The 18884-nt window shown below is 40.9% G+C and carries 14 protein-coding genes, 1 rRNA gene and 1 other annotated feature; of the genes, 7 read left to right on the plus strand and 8 right to left on the minus strand.

Annotated features, from left to right (window positions below; translation table 11 throughout):
- Window positions 1–127, plus strand: a 23S ribosomal RNA gene (locus F9B85_RS09620); the annotation flags it as partial.
- Between the two features lie 163 nt (window positions 128–290).
- Here the strand turns inward: F9B85_RS09620 and F9B85_RS09625 are convergent.
- The 5 genes from F9B85_RS09625 to F9B85_RS09645 form a co-directional block, all read right to left on the minus strand.
- A complete protein-coding gene (locus F9B85_RS09625) occupies window positions 291–1742 on the minus strand; it encodes a HAMP domain-containing sensor histidine kinase (protein ID WP_151620339.1) in 1452 nt (483 codons plus the stop codon).
- Window positions 1742–2455 carry a response regulator transcription factor gene (locus tag F9B85_RS09630; RefSeq protein WP_243138144.1) on the minus strand — a complete coding sequence of 238 codons (714 nt, stop codon included), beginning with the start codon at window positions 2453–2455 and terminating at the stop codon, window positions 1742–1744. Before F9B85_RS09630 ends, F9B85_RS09625 begins: the two co-directional genes overlap by 1 nt.
- A gap of 226 nt (window positions 2456–2681) precedes the next feature.
- A complete protein-coding gene (locus F9B85_RS09635; RefSeq protein ID WP_151620341.1) occupies window positions 2682–4043 on the minus strand; it encodes a 4Fe-4S binding protein in 1362 nt (453 codons plus the stop codon).
- A gap of 1 nt (window position 4044) precedes the next feature.
- Window positions 4045–4794: a hypothetical protein gene (locus F9B85_RS09640; RefSeq protein WP_151620343.1), complete on the minus strand. Its 750-nt coding sequence runs from the start codon at window positions 4792–4794 to the stop codon at window positions 4045–4047.
- 189 nt (window positions 4795–4983) lie between these two features.
- A complete protein-coding gene (locus F9B85_RS09645) occupies window positions 4984–7608 on the minus strand; it encodes an S-layer homology domain-containing protein (RefSeq protein ID WP_170270393.1) in 2625 nt (874 codons plus the stop codon).
- Window positions 7609–7761: 153 nt separating this feature from the next.
- On the opposite strand from F9B85_RS09645, the gene F9B85_RS09650 reads away from it, so the two are divergent.
- Window positions 7762–9006, plus strand: a complete 1245-nt coding sequence (locus tag F9B85_RS09650; RefSeq protein WP_170270395.1) for an MFS transporter — start codon at window positions 7762–7764, stop codon at window positions 9004–9006.
- 148 nt (window positions 9007–9154) lie between these two features.
- Entirely contained in the window at window positions 9155–10504 is a 1350-nt protein-coding gene (locus F9B85_RS09655) for a two-component system sensor histidine kinase NtrB (protein ID WP_170270397.1), read from the plus strand.
- A 39-nt stretch (window positions 10505–10543) separates the two neighbouring features.
- On the opposite strand, the gene F9B85_RS09660 is transcribed toward F9B85_RS09655, so the two are convergent.
- Both F9B85_RS09660 and F9B85_RS09665 read right to left on the minus strand, forming a co-directional pair.
- Window positions 10544–11563, minus strand: coding sequence for an arsenic resistance protein (locus F9B85_RS09660; protein WP_151620351.1), 1020 nt, complete (start codon window positions 11561–11563; stop codon window positions 10544–10546).
- A gap of 289 nt (window positions 11564–11852) precedes the next feature.
- Entirely contained in the window at window positions 11853–12053 is a 201-nt protein-coding gene (locus F9B85_RS09665) for a hypothetical protein (RefSeq protein WP_151620353.1), read from the minus strand.
- A gap of 159 nt (window positions 12054–12212) precedes the next feature.
- Window positions 12213–12519: a binding site (T-box leader), on the plus strand.
- 64 nt (window positions 12520–12583) lie between these two features.
- Here F9B85_RS09665 and F9B85_RS14980 point away from each other — a divergent pair.
- Together F9B85_RS14980 and F9B85_RS09670 are read left to right on the plus strand one after the other, a co-directional pair.
- Window positions 12584–12691 carry a symporter small accessory protein gene (locus tag F9B85_RS14980; protein ID WP_341474391.1) on the plus strand — a complete coding sequence of 36 codons (108 nt, stop codon included), beginning with the start codon at window positions 12584–12586 and terminating at the stop codon, window positions 12689–12691.
- Between the two features lie 28 nt (window positions 12692–12719).
- The gene (locus F9B85_RS09670) at window positions 12720–14315 is read left to right on the plus strand and encodes a sodium:solute symporter family protein (protein WP_151620355.1); all 1596 of its coding nucleotides are present in this window, start codon (window positions 12720–12722) and stop codon (window positions 14313–14315) included.
- Between the two features lie 142 nt (window positions 14316–14457).
- Here F9B85_RS09670 and F9B85_RS09675 read toward each other — a convergent pair whose 3' ends face one another.
- Window positions 14458–15063, minus strand: a complete 606-nt coding sequence (locus tag F9B85_RS09675) for an O-methyltransferase (RefSeq protein WP_151620357.1) — start codon at window positions 15061–15063, stop codon at window positions 14458–14460.
- A gap of 228 nt (window positions 15064–15291) precedes the next feature.
- On the opposite strand from F9B85_RS09675, the gene F9B85_RS09680 reads away from it, so the two are divergent.
- Together F9B85_RS09680 and uvrB are read left to right on the plus strand one after the other, a co-directional pair.
- Window positions 15292–16542, plus strand: coding sequence for a copper amine oxidase N-terminal domain-containing protein (locus F9B85_RS09680; protein WP_151620359.1), 1251 nt, complete (start codon window positions 15292–15294; stop codon window positions 16540–16542).
- Window positions 16543–16763: 221 nt separating this feature from the next.
- Window positions 16764–18872: an excinuclease ABC subunit UvrB gene (uvrB, locus tag F9B85_RS09685; protein ID WP_151620361.1), complete on the plus strand. Its 2109-nt coding sequence runs from the start codon at window positions 16764–16766 to the stop codon at window positions 18870–18872.
- The last annotated feature ends 12 nt before the right edge of the window (window positions 18873–18884 follow it).

Here is an 18884-nt window from a genome sequence, read left to right on the forward strand (position 1 = left end):
AAAGATGAGACTTCCCACTACATTAAGTAGGTAAGACCCCAGGAAGATGACCTGGTTGATCGGCTCGAGATGGAAGCGCTGTGAGGCGTGTAGTTGACGAGTACGAATCGGTCGAGGACTTAACCTACTCTATTACATCGCAATATTGTGCAGGAATTGTGTGGGGGTCAGACCCCAAGACAATTTCCAAACAATTGACAGGAAACTGTCTGACAATTCTCTGTGTAGCTTTCAAGGAATAAGCAAAAGCTTACTGCGTAACGAAATGCAGTAAGCTTTTTTTGTGTTTATTACTTTTTCACGGGCAGAATTACTTTCATCGTCGTTCCTTCAGAAGTGGATTTTTCTACTTCTACAGAACCGTTATGCCCCTGAGCAACAGCTTTTACTATGGCTAGACCAATTCCAGAACCACCAGTTAAGCGTCTTCTAGATTTATCACCACGGTAAAAGCGTTCAAACACGTAGGGTATATCAGTAGCGGCAATGCCTGGGCCTGTATCGCATATGCGTAAAACAAAGCTCTCTGGCTGGTTTTTTGAAGTACTTTGTTCAACAGCAAAGGGGGCTCTTTCTCGTTGCAGTGCTAAACTTACAGTTCCACCTACATCACTGTATTTTATAGCATTGTCGAGCAAATTAGTAATTAACTGCATTAAGCGATACCTATCTCCTAGCATAGTAAAGCTAGTTAAATCTTGAGCGTCCTTACTATTCTCTTCTTCGTCCAGCCTTTCTATATCCAAAAGGAGGGTAATATTTTTATCTTTAGCTGTTGCTTGATATAGTTCAATAGCTTCTTCAGCAAGCAGAGAAAGATCAACCAGTTCTTTTTGATAAGCTAGTTTAACTTCTGAGGAAGCAAGCAGTTCTAAATCCTGAGCTAGCTTTTTTAACCTCTCACACTCTTGGAAGCAGACCTTCAACTTCTTCTCATCAGGCTCCCAGAGACCGTCGAGAAAGGCTTCTATATAACTTTGTAATGTTGTTAGAGGTGTACGCAGTTCATGCGCTACATCGGCAGTTAAGGTTTTGCGTAAGCTTTCTTGCTCTTCTAGTGAGTTGGCTAGATGATTGATCGATTGAGCTAACTGATTAATTTCATCTAGCTCTCTGGATGAAGCTATTTCTTTTTTTACTTCAGGAAGATTTACCCTTTGGGTAAGGTCTCCTTGTTGTAATTTTTGCGTTACTTCTGTCATCTTAATCAAAGGTTTAGCTAGATAGCGTCCTAATAATAAACTGACTATTAGGGAGAGTAGAATCGTAACGAATCCGGCAATCAGTAAGTTTTGATTTAAATGTTTGACAAAAGCAATATCAGGATCGGCCCAGAAAAATTTGGCCGCTCTATAATGGATGTAGAGATGGGCTGTATATTGGTCGTCATGATGCATAGGAAAAGATACTTCTTGCCACTGTTCTCGTGGCGCATCATGGTCGTGTCTGGGAATGGGACTTTGCCACAAGATGTTTTTTTGCCTATCCGTAATAATAATATGATAACCATCCATAACCGCCATGTGAGATAACCAGGCCAGCGAAGGTGTTGATAAAGTGCCTTGTTCTTGGTACTCCCGTATTATCGATGCTTTGATTAATTCAATGTCTTGATCTTGACGATTACTTAGATATTCCTGAAAACTACTTTGCACTGTCAAATTACTAAGCAAAAGAGTTAATAAAATTGCCATAGTAGCTACCGATAAGAAGAAAGATATAAAGCGTTTAGTTAGCTTCATTATAATTCTTCACTGGAAAACTTATATCCCGCTCCAAAAACGGTGAGAATGTAGGATGGTTTTCTGGAGTCCTCTTCGATTTTTTGACGTAAATTTTTTATATGACCATCGATAGTTCTTTCATATACGTCAGCTGTGTCACCGAGAACTCGATCGAGAAGCTCTGACCGACTATATGTTCGCCCTGGATAGCGAGCCAAGGTGAGAAGCAACTTATATTCTGCAGGGGTAAGGTTAAGTATTTTGCCCTTTTTACTAACTTCATGCTTTGATACATCAATTACAAGCTCGCCGTCACGAAAGATAAGTTTGTCTGCTAAAGGCATATCTTTACTTTTGGATCGGCGTAGCAATGCTTTTACGCGGGCTATTACTTCTTTAGGGCTAAAGGGCTTAATTACATAATCATCAGCGCCTAAGTTGAGACCTTCGATAACGTCCTCTTGTTGTGACTTTGCTGTGATCATTAAAATAGGTACATCACTTTCTTTACGCATCATCTGACAGAGCTCTTCACCGCTTCGATCAGGAAGCATTAAATCAAGTAGAACTAAAGCAGGCTTAACTTTTTGAAACGTCTCCCAACCTGTAGAACCTGTAAGTGCTGTCGCTACAGTAAAGCCTTCTTTTTCAAGATAAGCTTCTAGTACGTCTAGAATAGGTTTTTCGTCATCGATAACAAGAATAGTTGTGTCTTTGACAGAAACTTTCACTATCGTTGCTCCCTTCTGTGGCCAAAGTGCGTAAGTATAAAGCTGTGTCTAATTGAGAAAAAAATATATTGTTTTTATCTTTTCCGAAAAGTAGTAAAATCCTTTAGTTTCAGTTGAAAAAAGCCCTCTATACTTCACAAAAACTTTTTGAAGAAGTTATAGAGGGCGAGAGGGTGGCAATGAAAAGTATATAGCTTTATGGGAAATAACGTTGAGGTCTTTTAATTTAGACGCGGTGCGCCATGGGCAGGTTAAAGATATAGATATTGATAATCAAGAAAAGAGCTAGGAAGATAAGATGTGGAATCAAGGCCTTCCACTGTGTAGACTTGCCTGTATAGTGGTAGCCTGCAATGCGGTAAGCGCTGTAGGCAGAGCCAATAAAGCCGAGGGCAAGTAGACCCATTTGCATCCAGTAGATCGCAGCAGCATTGTGAACGATAGCTAAGGAGCCTTCTGGCATAGTTCCTGTAAAGAGTGAGATGAGAGAATACCAGACTGCATTGATTTCTGTAAGCAAGTGGAAGAGGTTATGAGACATATGAGCGGCTAAGTCTAGTGGGATGATTGCATAACCAAAAATGGTCATGTTATAGACAATGCTTTCTGAGCCTTGACGAGAGATGACACTAGTTAGCCAGAGAGCGGCGAAAGGTATAGCCATGAAGGTAGCAAAGATAGCTGTAAAAGCTATATTAAAGCTATCAGTGTGAAGTAGAGCCTTCGTAAAATCAAGCATAGCTGGCCAGATATCTAGCATGGTTACGTTTTGTACTAGTACGATACCCATGATGATAATAGCGAGAGCTGCTTCAGCAAAACGGGGTTGGCGAATATACCAGAGTTCTTTGGTAGGAACACGAGGAGTCAAACGGAGAGAATCGTTAGGGCAGTTTTTGATGCAGTGCCCGCATAAGTTACATTTTGTGTTGTCTTCCATAGTGCGTGGGAACTCAAAGACAGGACAGCCTGGAGCTTTATCTCCACCTTTATAACAAGCTTGGGTTGTACAAACTTTACATTTTTCAGGAGTAGCTCGTAATTCCAGAACACCGGAACGGGAGTAGTTACCAGAAAGACCACCAATAAAGCAAATATAACGACAGAAGGTACGACGCTGCCAGAAAGCGGCGGCGAAAACTACCATGGCGACAATAATCAGGAGTAGATAACCGGAGCCACGAGGAGATTCTACAATTCCAAAGATATGGTCGGCCCAGGTAATAATAATAAAGAAAGCATCAATAATCCAGATACCATATTTGCGCAAAAACTTAGGTACAGGCTTTTGAGCACCAAAGTACTTTTGGACTATATCGTTTAGCCAAGCAAAAGGACAGATGGCACACCAGAAGCGACCAAGTAAGAAGAAAAAGAGGGGGATAAGAGGCCACCAGAGAACCCAAGTTGCGGCGATACCAAAGTTTTTGTGTGCTAAGGTAGAGTCAAACAAGGCAGCGTAGATAATAATGGCAAAGACAACGAATCCAGCCCATTGGAAAATCCTTGGATATAATTGGCTATTAAAAATCCCACGAATCCACTTATTTTGAAGTAAATTTATCGGTTTTGAGTCTTTTTGTTCCATCTTAAATGGCGCCTCCTTTCTGCTGTTCTTTGCGGCGCATAATGGTGGAAGATGTCAAGGTAAGAACAACAAAGATCAGAAAGCCCGTTAAGAAAGCCTTACTTGGTGGAGATGCTTCTACTTCAATCGGTACAATGATCACATCTTCGCCTAGAGGACCTGAAACAGTAATGACAAAAGCGGCTTCACCTTCTTTATAAGGCTTAGTTAGTACTTCGTAGTAACCATCGCTTTTTTCTGTAGCTGTCCACAAAGCCAAAGGTGTTGGTTTGGCGCCGTGGCCAGCATGTTCTAATGAGTGAAATTTTACTGTAACATCACTAGCTGTAACGTCATGGCCTGTTGCAGTTACAAGGCGAAAAAGAAAAGGTGCTTCAGAATTAACGATTAGAGTAGGTAATTCGACATCTTTTACCAGATAGAGATCTTGGCTATCCGGTAATGGTTCGTGCTCATGAGCATGTCCGTCACCACCGTGCTCGCCACTTCCATGTCCTTTTTCTGCAGGGCCATCATCACTGTGTTTTTCATTGCTGTGCTCACCAATGTCATCACCGTGCTCATCCTTGTGGTGATCATCTTTGTAGCTGTCATCACTATGCCCATGGTTATCAGAAGAGCTATGGTTATCACTGCTACTAGCAGTATTACTACCATGAACTTCATGGGGCGTAGCAGTGGCCCATTGAGGCGTTAGGGGAGCAAAGATCATAGCAAGGGAAAGAGTAATAGATAGATAAAGTCTTTTCATGCATAACAAACCTCCTTAGGGTCATGACTAACGTTTATGAATAAGTGCTTTGCTTACTTCGGTTATAAAAATAACGGATAAATGTGTTGAACTTATGAAAACAAAAAAAGACCTTGTCTCCTATTAGAGAAACAAGGTCTTTTTTGCATGTAACTTTTATGACATTTTATCTTCTCTGGAATTTAATTTTTACGGCAAGGTAACTTCTACTGCTTTATAGCCACTTAGATAATAAATTGTTACATTTTGGTTATGAGTGATATCTTCAAAAGTACGACGTAGGCCATTCTGGAGAATATAGGTGTCTCCTTCGATAAGATAGCCAACGGTGCTTCCAGATAGGTATATTTCTTGCAGAGTTCGTTGAATGCCATCGACTTTACCACTTACTTTACGAGCTACGTATACACGATAGATGCGCTCGTTTTCATTTAGGACTAAACGAACTCGATCGCCTGTGCTAATGTTAAGCAAGTTAGAAGAGGTAGTACCGCTTTTTTCTACTTTTAGATTACTGTCTATAGAGTAAGTTTTGCTCGTACCATCATAATTACGTACAGTAAGACGGCCCCGATCTACTTCTACATTCGTCACTTCTCCTCTTGTAAAAGGCTGGATGAAAATGCTTTCGGCCTTATCTCCTAAATAGCTTACTATTGCCCACTGGTGTTTTTCTACGTCAGAAATCGTTGGTTTGGTGATGCCATCTATGTTCAGTTTTAGATTGTTGGAAATAGTGTAACTACGTTCGACGTTATTAGTGTCTTTCACATAGATGCGATTATTCGAAATCCTCACATCGGTAACTTCACCAGCTAATTTGGAGTAGACGTAGATGCGATCAACCTTATCATTGGTAACGCGAAAACGAATCGTATCATCGACATTAACATCACTAAGGTCTGGTCTACTGCGGCGGAAAAGCTCTACTTCTACATGAGTATCTACAGCATAAGTCGTTACGTTGCCACTACTATCGCGCACAGCTAAGATGTTGCGATCGCTATCTACTCTGGTTACGATACCATCTTGAGTGTCTTTGATGGTAATGTAACTAACTTTACCGTCATCAAGCTCAAACTCAATAATGCTGTCTACTTTTAGATGTGAAAGTCGGGGGTTGCTTTCACTGATATCAAGAATCACAGAATCTTTAATTTCATAAGACTTTAACTCATTTTGACGGTCTCTAACAATCAGCAAACGTCTGTCAATATCGACAGAGACAATTTTGCCCCAGATGGCTTTAGTTTCAGCTGTTTTGTGTAAAACTATTTTTTCTACAGTACCACCTTGTAAATGAACTGTCACTTTATCATGACTATAGATATCTTCCAACAATGCAGTAGTGCCATTAGAAAACTCAATATCTGTATTGCGGGGGATTTCATAAGCATAAAGCTGTCCATCTTCGCTTTTCACATTGAGAACACGGCTATCTCGTGCAATTAAAGTAACCGTTCCTTGTATATTTCCTTGGTTTTGCGCTTGTAGCAAAGTAATCTTACTCACGATTTGCTGACCATCTGCTTCGACAGAGACGCGATCTCCTTTGCGTAAATCTTCAAGAGATGCAAAGCGACGCCCGCCGTATTCTACTTCCGTTTGGTTATCAATTACGTAAGTAGGGAAGTTCCCAGTATCATCGGAAAGGATTAGGATTTGGTTTTTTAGACTCAGTTCTACGATAGTCCCTTCTGAACCTTGTTTTCCCGACTCTTCTACAAGAATCTCGGCAATTCTCTCTTCACTGTTTAGACGAATTTGTATTTTACTGCCTGCTGTTAACTGGCCTGTAGTCAAGGTTCTACCTTGTAAATTAATCACCTTGACATTGCTAGCAAGGGCATAAGTAGTGAATCCATCATCAACGCGGATGGTCATTAGTCCTTTTTCACTATTATGAAGGAGGAGCTCTCCGCGCAATTGAGGGGATACAGAAGTTCCTTCTTCAATTACTTCTAGATAGACAATCTTATCGTTTGCTGACTTTATATAGCGGATTTTATCTTGTGCTTTAAGATCTCCCACTTTACCCTGGCGCTCTTGAATAAATACACGAGCTTGATTATCTAGAGAGAGCGATGTAAGCAATCTTTTTTCGTTTAATACAGAAAGTGCGCCCTCTTGGACTTGTATGATTGTAGCTTCTTCAATGCCAGGAGGTAGGCGATCCATTCTTTTCTCGGCTCGATCTAAGAAAATAGCCATTTCTGCACGAGTAACAGTTCTGTTAGGAGCAAAAGTACCATCGCCATTGCCTCGAATAAGTCCTAAGTTGGTAGCTAAGGCTATGTAACCGCGATCAGTTGGGGCAATTTGATGGGCATCGGTAAAAGGTAAAGCGCTATTGTTGAGAGCTAGAGCTTCATGTTCTTTACCAAGCATTCTGATCAACAGTTTGGCTACCCAAGCTCGAGAAGCACCTTCATCCCAGCGAAAACGTTCCTGAGGACCTAGAAAAGCATAATCGGAAGCTGTGACAAGATAACCTTTACCCCATTCAGGAACTTGTCCACCAAAAGCCGCTTCTACAGTCGCTGTTAAGCGAAAGTGAGAGGCATTCGCCGTTGATTCAAGACCAAAAAAGCGCATGACCATGACGAGAGCTTCTAAATGTTTTACAGAATCATGAGATCCAAAAGTGCCATCGCCGCGACCTTTAATAACACCTAAGGAAGACAATTTGGAGATATGGCGGTACTCAATGGCATTGACATTGACATCCTTAAAGTTAATAGGTGTAGCGAGAGCCGTAAAAGGACCGGTAACGAGGGCAATTGCTAATAGACTGCTGATGATGCTTTTACGCACAACAGAGCCTCCTTCTCTTGGTTTTTTTACTAATTTCATGCTATTCAACAGAGCAATACAAAAATCCTGTATCTTCTCTGACGAAGAGGGCAAAAAAGAAGAAAGGACATCGAATTTTGCAAGATAGTTAAGAGGCAAAGGAATGGGCAAAAATTGTCAAAAAACAAGGCATCTGCTCAGAATCTAGCGAAAGATATAGCAGAAGAAGCACCTCTTTGGACAAAAAGTTTTATTTATATTTGTCTTGTTAACTTATTTATCTTTGGAGCATTACAAGTGATTCTGCCTACCTTACCAGTTTATGTACAAGAGTTAGGTGGAAAAGAGGCTGATGTAGGTCTAATCATTGGTCTATTTACCTTTACGGCTATGCTTTCTCGGCCTATCTCTGGTTTGATCTTAGATAGATGGGGCAGAAAGAGCCTCTTACTTTTGGCCTTGTTTGTATATGCTTTGTTCTCTTATAGCTACATCTTAGCTTCTTCAGTGCTTGTTTTGATTTTGATTAGACTTATTCACGGCGCTGCTTGGGGCGTAGCAACTACAGCGGCAGGTACGGTAGTTACGGATCTTTTACCACCACGTCGACTGGGAGAAGGAATGGGCTACTTTAGCCTTACGTCAGCTGTTTCTATGGCTACCTTTCCTGCCTTAGGGCTCTTTATGATAGAGAAATATGACTTTTTGATTCTTTTTCTTTTTTCTATGGGAATAGCTTTTCTGGGTCTTTTTTTTGCTTTGCTGATTCGCTATCCTTCACCTACAGAGCAAAGAGTAGAGGCCGTAAAAGCACAAGCAGGGGGCAACAAGGTAGCTTTATTTTTGAGAAAATTTTTTGAACCGCAAGCCTACGGTCCTGCGGTGGTTATGTTTTTTATTACTTCTACATTCGGAGCAATTATTTCTTTCATAGCTCTTTATGCAGATCAGCTGAAGATTGGGCAAGTCGGTTTATTTTTTACTTTTTATGCTGTCACGCTAATTCTAGGTCGCCCCTATGCGGGACGACAAGTTGATCAGGGTCATATTGACAAGATTGTAGCCTCTGGGCTACTACTGATCATAGTTAGCTTATTGCTTTTATCACAGACTTATCATGTAGCTACCTTAATGATTTCAGGTGCTATCTATGGACTTGGAATAGGTTTTACTATGCCGGCCTTGCAGACACTATCTGTAATAGGTGTACCTTATCACAGAAGAGGTACTGCTAATGGTACTTTTTTTTCCTTCTTCGATTTGGGAATTGGCTTAGGTGCTATTGGCTGGGGTTATGTTGCTATGATAGTTGGCTATCGAACTATGTATGGACTTACAGCTATTCCAGTGGTTATAGCAGGACTACTTTACTTTTTTAATAAGAAAAAAATACTGAAAGAACAGAATAAGGAAAACTAAGCTCTGTCACAATCGGTTGCAGAGCTTTCTATTTTCGTAATTTTCAGACATCCAAATTCGACAGGATTCGCAAGCAAAAGGAATTACAATAAATCATATAAATCGACATGGCTTTACGGTAGTCTACAATAACTGGAGGATGAATGATATGAAAGGGAAAAGCAACAATATTGCTCTTTCCTTGGTTTTGATCTTTTTATTATCTTTTATCTCTGTTGATAGCTTTTATAGTTACATGTGGTTAAAAAACAACGAAATTAACAGAGATGGTATTACCTTATTCGACTATATGGGTGCAAAAAGTTTAATCTCTATCTTAATAGCCTTGTTACTGAGTAGTGCAATCTATTACTTCTATTTTTCTAGAAACAGTAGCATCGGTAAAGAGCAGAACAGAGAAGCTTACGAATCCTATTCTGATCTTATTAAGCATACAGAGCATATTTTTGCTAGCCTTCTGAAGTCTTTTCCCTGTAATGTAATTGTTCTAGATAAAGAAGGTAAGATTCTTTACAGCAATCAAAGTTCAATATTCGAACATAGCTATGATAAAGGAATGTGCTACACCGATTTAGCTAAAAAGCTTGGCTTAGAGCCTGAAGACAGTGTGATCTGGAAAAGTTACTTAACTAAAAAACCAATATATGAATCATCACAAGTTTATTCGAACATATGGGAAGAAGATACACGTACCCTTTATGTCATGACCGAACCTGTATATGATGAAAAAGGAGAGCTCGATGCACTTGTTGCTGTTTTGCTGGATATTACAGAGCAGACACCTCTAGCAGAGCGATTAAAAGCATTAAATCATCCCGATTTTATCGCCAATGTAGCGGCTACGATTGGCCATGAAGTGGGCAATCCTTTAACCACAGTGCGAGGTTATGCTCAACTATTGGAAAGAGACCAAAACTTTACAAACGAACAGAAAGTGGCGCTAAAATGGATTATGAAAGAAAGCGATCGGGCTATTTCTGTTGTTGAAGATCTAGTGCAAGTAGCTCGATGTAATCGTCTTATAACTTGGCAACCGCTGAGCATCAGAGGGCTTCTGCATTCCATTGCCATACTATTAGAAGCACAAGTTGAAAAATGTAACGGTAAAATTAATTTGGATTTACAGTGTCATGCTAACATCTATGGTGATCCTAAACGATTACGCCAGGTAATCTTAAATATTGTGCTCAATTCTATAGAGGCACTTCCGGAAAAAGATGGACAAGTCTGGATTAAAGCACGAGAAGATAAGGGAATTGTACATATTGAAATTGAAGATAATGGACGGGGTATGTCAGCTCAAGATCTAGAAAAGCTTAAGAGACCTTTTTTCACTACTAAAAGCAAGGCTACAGGACTAGGTATCACTATGGCTTTTCAAATAATTGAGGAACACCAAGGTTGTCTGGAAGTTTTCTCTAATGAAGGTGTAGGAACAATGGTGCGTATAAGCTTGCCTATTGTTGAATGTGATGCATCTGTTTCCACAAGTGCATGACTTGATGACTTCCATGACTCTAATTAGAGGATTATTAGCCTATAAATTAGAGTTATTTTTGACTTTGTCACTAACCTTTGTAGCATCTTGAGTAGAAGTAGGGTTGGGGCCTAATAGACTATATCTGTCAGCAATTCTCCCATACCAAGCGGCCGCTTGAACTTGAAGAATAAATGCTAAAGTCACAACTAGAGCCGCCTGTGGACCGAAAGCTGTGATGGCTAAGCCGAGGGCTATTGAAAGATTGCGCATCACTGTACCATAGACGAGGGCAATGCCGTTAGGTCGGTCTAAAGTAAACCGAGCAATCAAAGTACTTGCTGTAAAATTGATGATGTAGAAAAGCAGTAGTGTCACTAGAATTTTCAATAGAATTTGAGGATTAGACAAGAGAGCTTGCGCTTTCATTGAGATAGATGAAAAAACTACAACTAACATAGCCCAGAAGCTAAAAGCAGGTAAGGTAGGCTTTATGATCTTCTGAAAATGCTCAGGGCCCTTTTTTTGTATAAGGTATTGAAAAGTAAAGTGACCTAGAAGTAAGGGCAGAAAGACAATCAAGGCAATAGTTGTAAAAGTCTTTGCCAAGTCAATAGGGACGTATTGTCCTACCATAAAAAGCAAATAAAATGGTGCAACAATTGAGCCGATAACTAGGCTTAAGGCTGTCATCTTTACAGCCGCTGGAACATTACCTTTGTGAAGCATAGTCCAAGAGATGGTCATGCCGCTTGTGGGCAAGAGACCAGCGATAGCCAGACCAGCAATCATAGTGGGGTCTTCGGCTAAGAATGCAACACCAAGTCCCCAGGCTAGAAAGGGAATCATAAAAAAGTTGATCAGTAGAGAAAGGCCGACTACTTTGCCATGAGTGAGATTGACAGCTTCTTTTAGCTTTACGCCAATCATGGTGGGATAGATCATCAAAAAAGTAAAAACTAATATTAGAGAACTTAAAAAAGCAGTGTCGACTCGAAGTCCAACGCCAAAGCCTAGTAGAAGAGCTAGGGGGATGCTAAGTGAAGCATTTTTGGAAGGCCAGTAGAATAGCTTTTGCATTACAGGTTGAGCCTCCTGTCTCATAAAGAATCCGAAGCTAGATCCATAGTTAGTTAAGTATTAGGTAGTTAAAGTTTATAAGTTTATTATAGAAAGCCTTTTTGGATTTTGCATTACATATAGAAGAAAAATTTCCAACTATATTTTTACGAACAAAAGTATAATAAGTTAGCAGTAAAAAATACAAAGAGAAAAGCCCCTTTTAAATGGAGGCTTTTCTTACTAGTAGGACTCTTGCACTTTATGGCATAATATCAAACAGCAACTAGAAGAGTCCTGTTAAGAGCTATTAAATTTGATAATCCTTTTTTTCGTCTACGCGGTCGAGTTCAACTTGAAGAGCAAAATCACTCCAAGATTCCAGATCACCGCCACCACGAACATCAGTTGCTTCATCTTCCTTTAGTTCGCTATGCTTCTTTATGCCATCTTCATCAGGACTTGCAAAGCGTTGGGGATGGTCTCCAGAAGGAAAGAAATCTTCAGCCATGGTTATTCTCTTTCACCTTTCCAAGTAAGATTAGGGGATACTACTTCTTCTGTAGTATGAGCTAATAAAGATGGAAAGTATCATGAAAAAGCAAGAAAAAGCTATTGTCAGGACAGGCTTTTCAATGCTAAAATAGCAAGCAATTGAATAGTTTCTACTCTAATAACGATGAAGAGGTAAAGTACCCTTATTGATCCAGCCCAGAGATCCGGGAGATAGGTGTGAGCCCGGTCTGAAGAAGTAAGGCGAAGTTCACCTTGGAGTTGCCAGCTGAAGGTTGCTATGCTTTTTAATAAGCTAGGCAATTGGTAGGTGAGGCCGGAACTTCTACCGTTAACAGAAGGGGGTATCGGTAAGTTTTCTTGCCCGTACTCTGCTGAGGTGGGTACTTCAGCGTCTTTCGAGAGAAAGTACGCCGAAGCCAACAAGGGTGGTACCGCGGGTAATAAAGTCTCCCGTCCCTTGCCTTCAAGGCAAAGGACGGGTTTTTTGTTTTCTAAATTAATAAAAGCGTAAAGGAGATGAAGAGAATGCTGGGACTACATGATCCATGGATCGCAGCGGCTTACGTACTTAGTCTTGCCTCAGCGGTACTTTGCGTTGTCTATGCCGCTTGGGGTTGGAATCGAGAAGACTAGATAGTATGGTAGGAGGTTAAAAAAAAAGATGGACCATTCTTTGCTTTATGTAATGGCAGTACTGTACTTAGGAGCAACTGTGTACTTAGGTTATCTCGGCTATCGTCATACTCGTTCGGCCAAAGATTATATGATCGCCGGGGGTAACGTGCATCCCTTTTTGATGGCTATGGCTTATGGTTCTACCTTTATCTCTACTTCAGCAATCGTAGGTTTTGGTGGTGCCGCTGGTGTTTATGGCATGAGTTTGCTCTGGTTGACTTTATGTAATATTCTTGTCGGTGTTTTTATCGCTTTTATGGTTTTTGGAGTTCGAACAAGAAAGATGGCTCACAGCTTAGGTGTACATTCTTTTCCAGAATTTCTAGGTGCTCGCTTTGAATCGCCCTTTATTCGTCGTTTTTCTGCAGTCGTTATTTCACTAGCTATGCCCCTTTATGCCGCCGCCGTTATGATTGGTGGTGCTCGCTACATGGAACAAGCCTTAACGATGAATTATCATACAGCCTTGCTCATCTTTGCTATTATTGTTGTGACTTATGTCTTTTTTGGTGGCTTACGTGGTGTTATTTATAATGATGCCTTACAAAGTACGATTATGTTTTTCGGGATGGCAACACTGCTAATTCTCACCTACACACAACTAGGTGGCTTATCAGTAGCTCACGAAAAACTTCATAATATGGCTGATCTTGTCCCAGCGGCCTTAGTAGAACAAGGCCACCGAGGTTGGGCATCCATGCCTGAGTTTGGTTCTGAGATCTGGTGGTTTGTTATATCTACACTTGTCTTGGGTGTCGGTATTGGTGTTCTAGCACAACCACAACTAGCTGTTCGCTATATGACCGTTTCTAGCTCTAAGGAAATCTATCGCGCCATGGGTGTAGGTGGTGTTTTCATTCTCTTTATGACAGGCACAGCCTTCACAGTAGGTGCATTGTCCAACGTTTATTTTTATGAAACATCATCACAACTTGCTTTAGCCGCTACAGCGGCTGGTGGTGGAACGCCTAACGTGGACCGCATTATCCCACTTCTGATCACAGAATCCATGCCGCCCTGGGTTATGGTACTTTTTTTACTTTCTTTGTTGGCGGCGGCCATGTCTACACTAAGCGGTCAATTTCACCTGATTGCTACTTCTTTAGCTTATGACCTCATGTCTTCAACAAAACGTCGCGATGGGAAGACTTTGTTATGGGCTCGCATAGGAACAATTATGGCTTTTGTAATCACTTTATTGCTAGCCTTACAGCTTCCAACGAGCATTATTGCAATTGCTACAGCTCTTTTCTTTGGTCTCTGTGCTTCCGCCTTTTTGCCTATGTACACAGCAGCGCTCTACTGGCCCAAAGTGACGCGGGTTGGTGCCGCTTCTAGCATGGTTGTAGCCACCCTAACCTATCTCTTCATCGTTCTCTTTATTCATGAAAAAGAGGCCGCTATTTTTGGAGTTAGTCAAAAGCTCTTCGGTGTAACTTCCATAGCTTCTGCACCTTGGACTTATATAGATCCACTCGTAACTACCTTGCCTATCAGTGCTATTGTGCTTGTCGTAGTTAGCTTGCTGACTCAAGAAACTGATAGCTCTATCAAAGCAGAGTCGACTAAGGCACAAGCTTAAGATCAGAGACGTAAAAAAAGTCCTAACTGTATCAAAACAGTTAGGGCTTTTTTCTTCCTTTTTTTCGCTTTCTTCTTATTTTTTGCTTTCTTCTTATATAGGGCAAAAGCCTGAGCTCATCCATCTTTTTATGACGTACGAATTATGACTTACGAAGACTCAAGGCAAAGCCGTCGCCGACAGAGAGTAATTGGCTTTCCCAATGAGGGCTTTCTGTAATGATTTGACGGTATTCTTTTAAGCGGCGAGCCATAGTTGTATAGCGAATTGGCTTACGATCCCCAACAGCTAAGCCGCTAAGATAAAGATTGTCTGCAACTAAGAGAGCTCCAGGTTGGGTTATTTTTTCAATCTGTTCAAGGTAACGAGGGTACTGCCCTTTAGGACCATCCAAAAAAACAAAGTCAAAAGGGCCTTCTAGCTGATTCAGCAAATCTCCGGCATCGCCTGGTAGTAATGTAACTCGATCAAGAAGATTTGCTTGTCCTAAATAATAGCGAGCTCTTGCTAAACGCTTTTCATCTTTTTCAATTGTTACAATTGATCCATCAGCAGGTAAGCCTTGACCAAGCCAGTAAGTAGAATAACCGATGGCAGTACCTATTTCTAAAAGACGACGTGGTTTCTTCAACAAGGTAAGCCAACGCAGAAATTGACCGCCTTCTCGTGACAATATAGGGACATAATTTTGTTTTGCTTCTGTTTCCATTTCCTCAAGTAAGGATTCATTTATTGGAGAAGTATTCAATTTGATTTCAACCGCCTTTTAAGCTGTAGTGCAGGAGAGTTTTCAAGTGAGGGTTTGCTGTTAGTTAAGTGATTATCTTGAGCCACAAGAAAAGACTTGAGAAATAAGTAACAACAATAGTATGATGGTATATATACCAATCCTTGCATAATCTTATTTTAGTGTAGCACAAGTCGTTGGAACAGTCAGAAGAATAAGTACAGTTAAGGTAAGAAGGGGAGGAATCTGATGAAGAAAAAATTACTTTCTTCAACACTGGCGCTAGGTCTCATGTTCGGTCCTGCAATGGCCATGGCCGAAGAAGAAGCTATCTCTATTGTTGTAAATGATCAACCGATGGTTCTAGAAACAGCTCCTGTCTGGGAACAAGACCGTATTCTGCTTCCATTCCGAGAACTAGGTGAGAAGTTTGGTGCTAAAGTTAATTACATAGAAGAAGAGCAAGCTATTGTGGCAACCAAAGGAGAAAAGACGATCACTTTAGTTATTGGAGACAACAGAATTTGCATTAATGGAGAAACAGAAGAGCTTGAGGTAGCGCCGAAGATTGCGAATGACCGAGCAATGGTACCCCTGCGAGCTTTTGCTCAAGCTTTTGGTGCAGATGTACAGTGGGACGCTGGTGTAGTTCGTATTGCTATGGCAGAGAACAGAGCTATGGAATTGTTACTCAAGTCTACTTATGCATCACTGCAGTTAGAGAGCTATACCTTTGAAGGCCAGATCAACATGCAAACAACGGTGACAGGACTGCCGGAAGAAGTAGACCCTGCTATGAACGCTAGCCTTAACAACATGGATATGAACATAGCTACTTTAGGGTATTTTGAAAAACCTGACAAGTATTACGTCGTAAACACCGTATTCATGCCTGAGCTAGAAGAGATGCCACCTGATATGCCTGAAAGTATTTCAACAGAAGTTTACTCTGATGGCAACTATCTTTACATGAATATGAGCTTCCTAGGAGAAGCCATGGGCTTAGAGGAAAGCGATCAGTGGTTCCGTTCCGAAGCTTACAGTGAAGCTTACAAAGAATTGGCCAAAAACTCGCAAGATCCTGTTACAGCTGTTGAACAAATGGTGCAAATGGGTATAGAGCCTATCGCCTTAGAAGAAAAAGTCATAAATGGTCAAAAATATTATGTCATTCAATTTACTTTTACTGAAAAAGAATACTCTTTTATTGCCGAAAACAACTATCCTTTTACTAACGTAACACCACAAGGTCAAGAAGAGATGCAAAGATTTTTAGAAAACTTGCAGTTAACAATCACCTATAACTACTATATCAACGCTGACACCTATGTTTCTGATCTCTTCGATTTTTCAGGAATACAAAAGATAGAAGCAGAACCTGGTGTAATCGTTGAGCAGACATTTAAAGGCTCTGCTGTCATGAAGAATCTCAATGAACCTGTTACTTTTCCAGATGTTTCTGGTGCTATTGAAATGCCAGCAGAACTAGCTCAGTTTTAAGTAGGGCTAATTGCACAGTGCACAGTGACTTTAAAGCCAGTACCCTTCCTTCAAGGGTGCTGGCTTTTGTCGTCCCTAGGATAGTGATGTGCAAAAGTTCTGCAAAAACTGCACTTTGTGTTATAATAGAAAATAGTAATGATTCTCTCTAAAGCTCTCTACAATTACAGATAAAATGATCGGGTTGGGCCCGGCTTTATTTTTTGTCAGGAGGTGAAGCCATGGATGAAAAAAATCAGCAAATTCCTTTTCAATTAAAAACAGAATTCACCCCCAAGGGCGATCAGCCACAAGCGATTGAAAAGCTGACCCAGAACATTCTTAAGGGAACGAAGCATCAGACTTTGCTCGGAGCAACAGGGACAGGCAAAACTTTTACCATGGCCGCCATCATTGAAAAACTACAACGGCCTACGCTCGTTTTAGCTCATAACAAAACTTTAGCGGCTCAGCTTTGTGCTGAGTTCAAAGAGTTTTTTCCTGATAATGCAGTTGAGTATTTTGTCAGTTATTATGATTACTATCAACCAGAAGCTTACGTACCTCAATCGGATACCTATATTGAAAAAGATGCCTCCATTAACGATGAAATTGATAAACTGCGCCATTCAGCTACAGCGGCGCTGATTGAGCGGCGAGATGTGATTATTGTTGCTTCCGTTTCTTGTATCTACGGTTTAGGCTCTCCTGCTGAATACCTTGATCAGATGATCTCTTTATGGAAAGGAAGATCTTACGATCAAGATGCACTATTGCGTCGACTCGTAGAGATTCAATATAGCCGTAATAATATTAACTTCACCCGAGGAACTTTTCGTGTACGCGGTGACGTTATTGAAATCTACCCAGCTTCGTATACAGAAAAAGCAGTACGCTTAGAATTTTTTGGCGATGAACTAGAGCGTATTCGCGAGATTGACACTTTAACGGGAGAAATCCTAGCAGATCGTTACCATATCTCTATTTTTCCCAAATCTCACTATGTAACAGCCCGAGATAAATTAGAAATAGCTATTGCTAACATTGAAGCGGAACTAGAAGAGCGCTTAGCAGAGCTAAAAGGCCAAGAAAAACTAGTAGAAGCACAACGACTAGCGCAACGCACTCGTTATGATATCGAAATGCTTCGTGAGATGGGTTTTTGCACAGGCATTGAAAACTACTCCCGTCATCTTACCTTCCGTCAACCTGGCGAAGCGCCCTATACTTTATTGCACTTTTTCCCAAAAGATTTTCTAATGCTTATCGACGAATCTCACGTTACAGTGCCTCAAGTCGGCGCCATGTACGCTGGCGACCGCTCTAGAAAAGGTACTTTAATCGAACATGGTTTTCGTTTGCCTTCAGCCGCTGATAACCGACCTTTGCAGTTTAATGAGTTTGAAGACATGGTTAACCAAGTAGTCTACGTATCGGCTACGCCAGGCCCTTATGAAATGGAAAAGAGTCAGCAAGTGGTTGAACAAATCATTCGTCCTACCGGTCTTGTTGATCCTATTATTGATATCAGACCTGTACAAGGTCAGATTGACGATCTGCTCGAAGAGATTCGTCAAAAAATAAAAAAAGGTCAACGTATCTTAGTGACAACATTGACAAAAAAAATGGCTGAAGATTTAACAGCTTACATCCGTCAAGTAGGAGTCCCTGTGCGCTGGATGCATTCTGACGTTGATGCAATTGAACGGATGGAAATAATTCGTGATTTGCGCTTAGGAGAATTTGACGTTCTCGTAGGCATTAACTTACTGCGAGAAGGTCTTGATTTGCCTGAAGTAGGTCTTGTAGCCATCTTAGATGCTGATAAAGAAGGCTTTTTGCGTTCTGAACGCTCTCTGATCCAAACTATTGGACGTGCTGCTCGGAACGTAGAAGGGCGAGTAATTATGTATGCAGATAAGATAACCCAATCGATGCAAAAAGCAATCGACGAAACAAATCGTCGTCGTGAGATTCAAGTTGCTTACAATGAAAAGCATGGTATCATTCCCCGAACAGTAAAAAAAGCAGTTCGTAACATCTTAGAAGCAACGAAAGCGGCCGAAAGTCAAGCTGACTACAGTACAGGACCTTCCGGTACAGCATTAGCTAGAGCCGCCACCCTCCTGCGTCGCAAAGAAGGCCAAGGCAAAGAAGATCCTGCTGTAGTCATTAAAGATTTAGAAAAAGAAATGATCGAAGCGTCTAAAGCTCTAGAGTTTGAGAGAGCGGCCTTGTTGCGTGACCTTATTATTGAACTCAAAGGCGGTACGCCTGCGCAAGGAAAAGGCAAGCAGACAAAAGCCAAGCAGGGAAAAGATAGTTCAAGAAAAAGTAGCTCAAGAAAATAGTGAGAAATTAAA

This window comes from Heliorestis acidaminivorans (genome assembly GCF_008933955.1).
Classification (GTDB): domain Bacteria; phylum Bacillota; class Desulfitobacteriia; order Heliobacteriales; family Heliobacteriaceae; genus Heliorestis; species Heliorestis acidaminivorans.

Coding starts and splice junctions, on each gene's coding strand:
- F9B85_RS09635 (WP_151620341.1), bottom strand. CDS start 4,043: ATGGAACAAAAAGACTCAAAACCGATAAATTTACTTCAAAATAAGTGG.
- F9B85_RS09680 (WP_151620359.1), top strand. CDS start 15,292: ATGAAGAAAAAATTACTTTCTTCAACACTGGCGCTAGGTCTCATGTTC.
- F9B85_RS14980 (WP_341474391.1), top strand. CDS start 12,584: ATGCTGGGACTACATGATCCATGGATCGCAGCGGCTTACGTACTTAGT.
- F9B85_RS09660 (WP_151620351.1), bottom strand. CDS start 11,563: ATGCAAAAGCTATTCTACTGGCCTTCCAAAAATGCTTCACTTAGCATC.
- F9B85_RS09640 (WP_151620343.1), bottom strand. CDS start 4,794: ATGAAAAGACTTTATCTATCTATTACTCTTTCCCTTGCTATGATCTTT.
- F9B85_RS09665 (WP_151620353.1), bottom strand. CDS start 12,053: ATGGCTGAAGATTTCTTTCCTTCTGGAGACCATCCCCAACGCTTTGCA.
- F9B85_RS09670 (WP_151620355.1), top strand. CDS start 12,720: ATGGACCATTCTTTGCTTTATGTAATGGCAGTACTGTACTTAGGAGCA.
- uvrB (WP_151620361.1), top strand. CDS start 16,764: ATGGATGAAAAAAATCAGCAAATTCCTTTTCAATTAAAAACAGAATTC.
- F9B85_RS09655 (WP_170270397.1), top strand. CDS start 9,155: ATGAAAGGGAAAAGCAACAATATTGCTCTTTCCTTGGTTTTGATCTTT.
- F9B85_RS09625 (WP_151620339.1), bottom strand. CDS start 1,742: ATGAAGCTAACTAAACGCTTTATATCTTTCTTCTTATCGGTAGCTACT.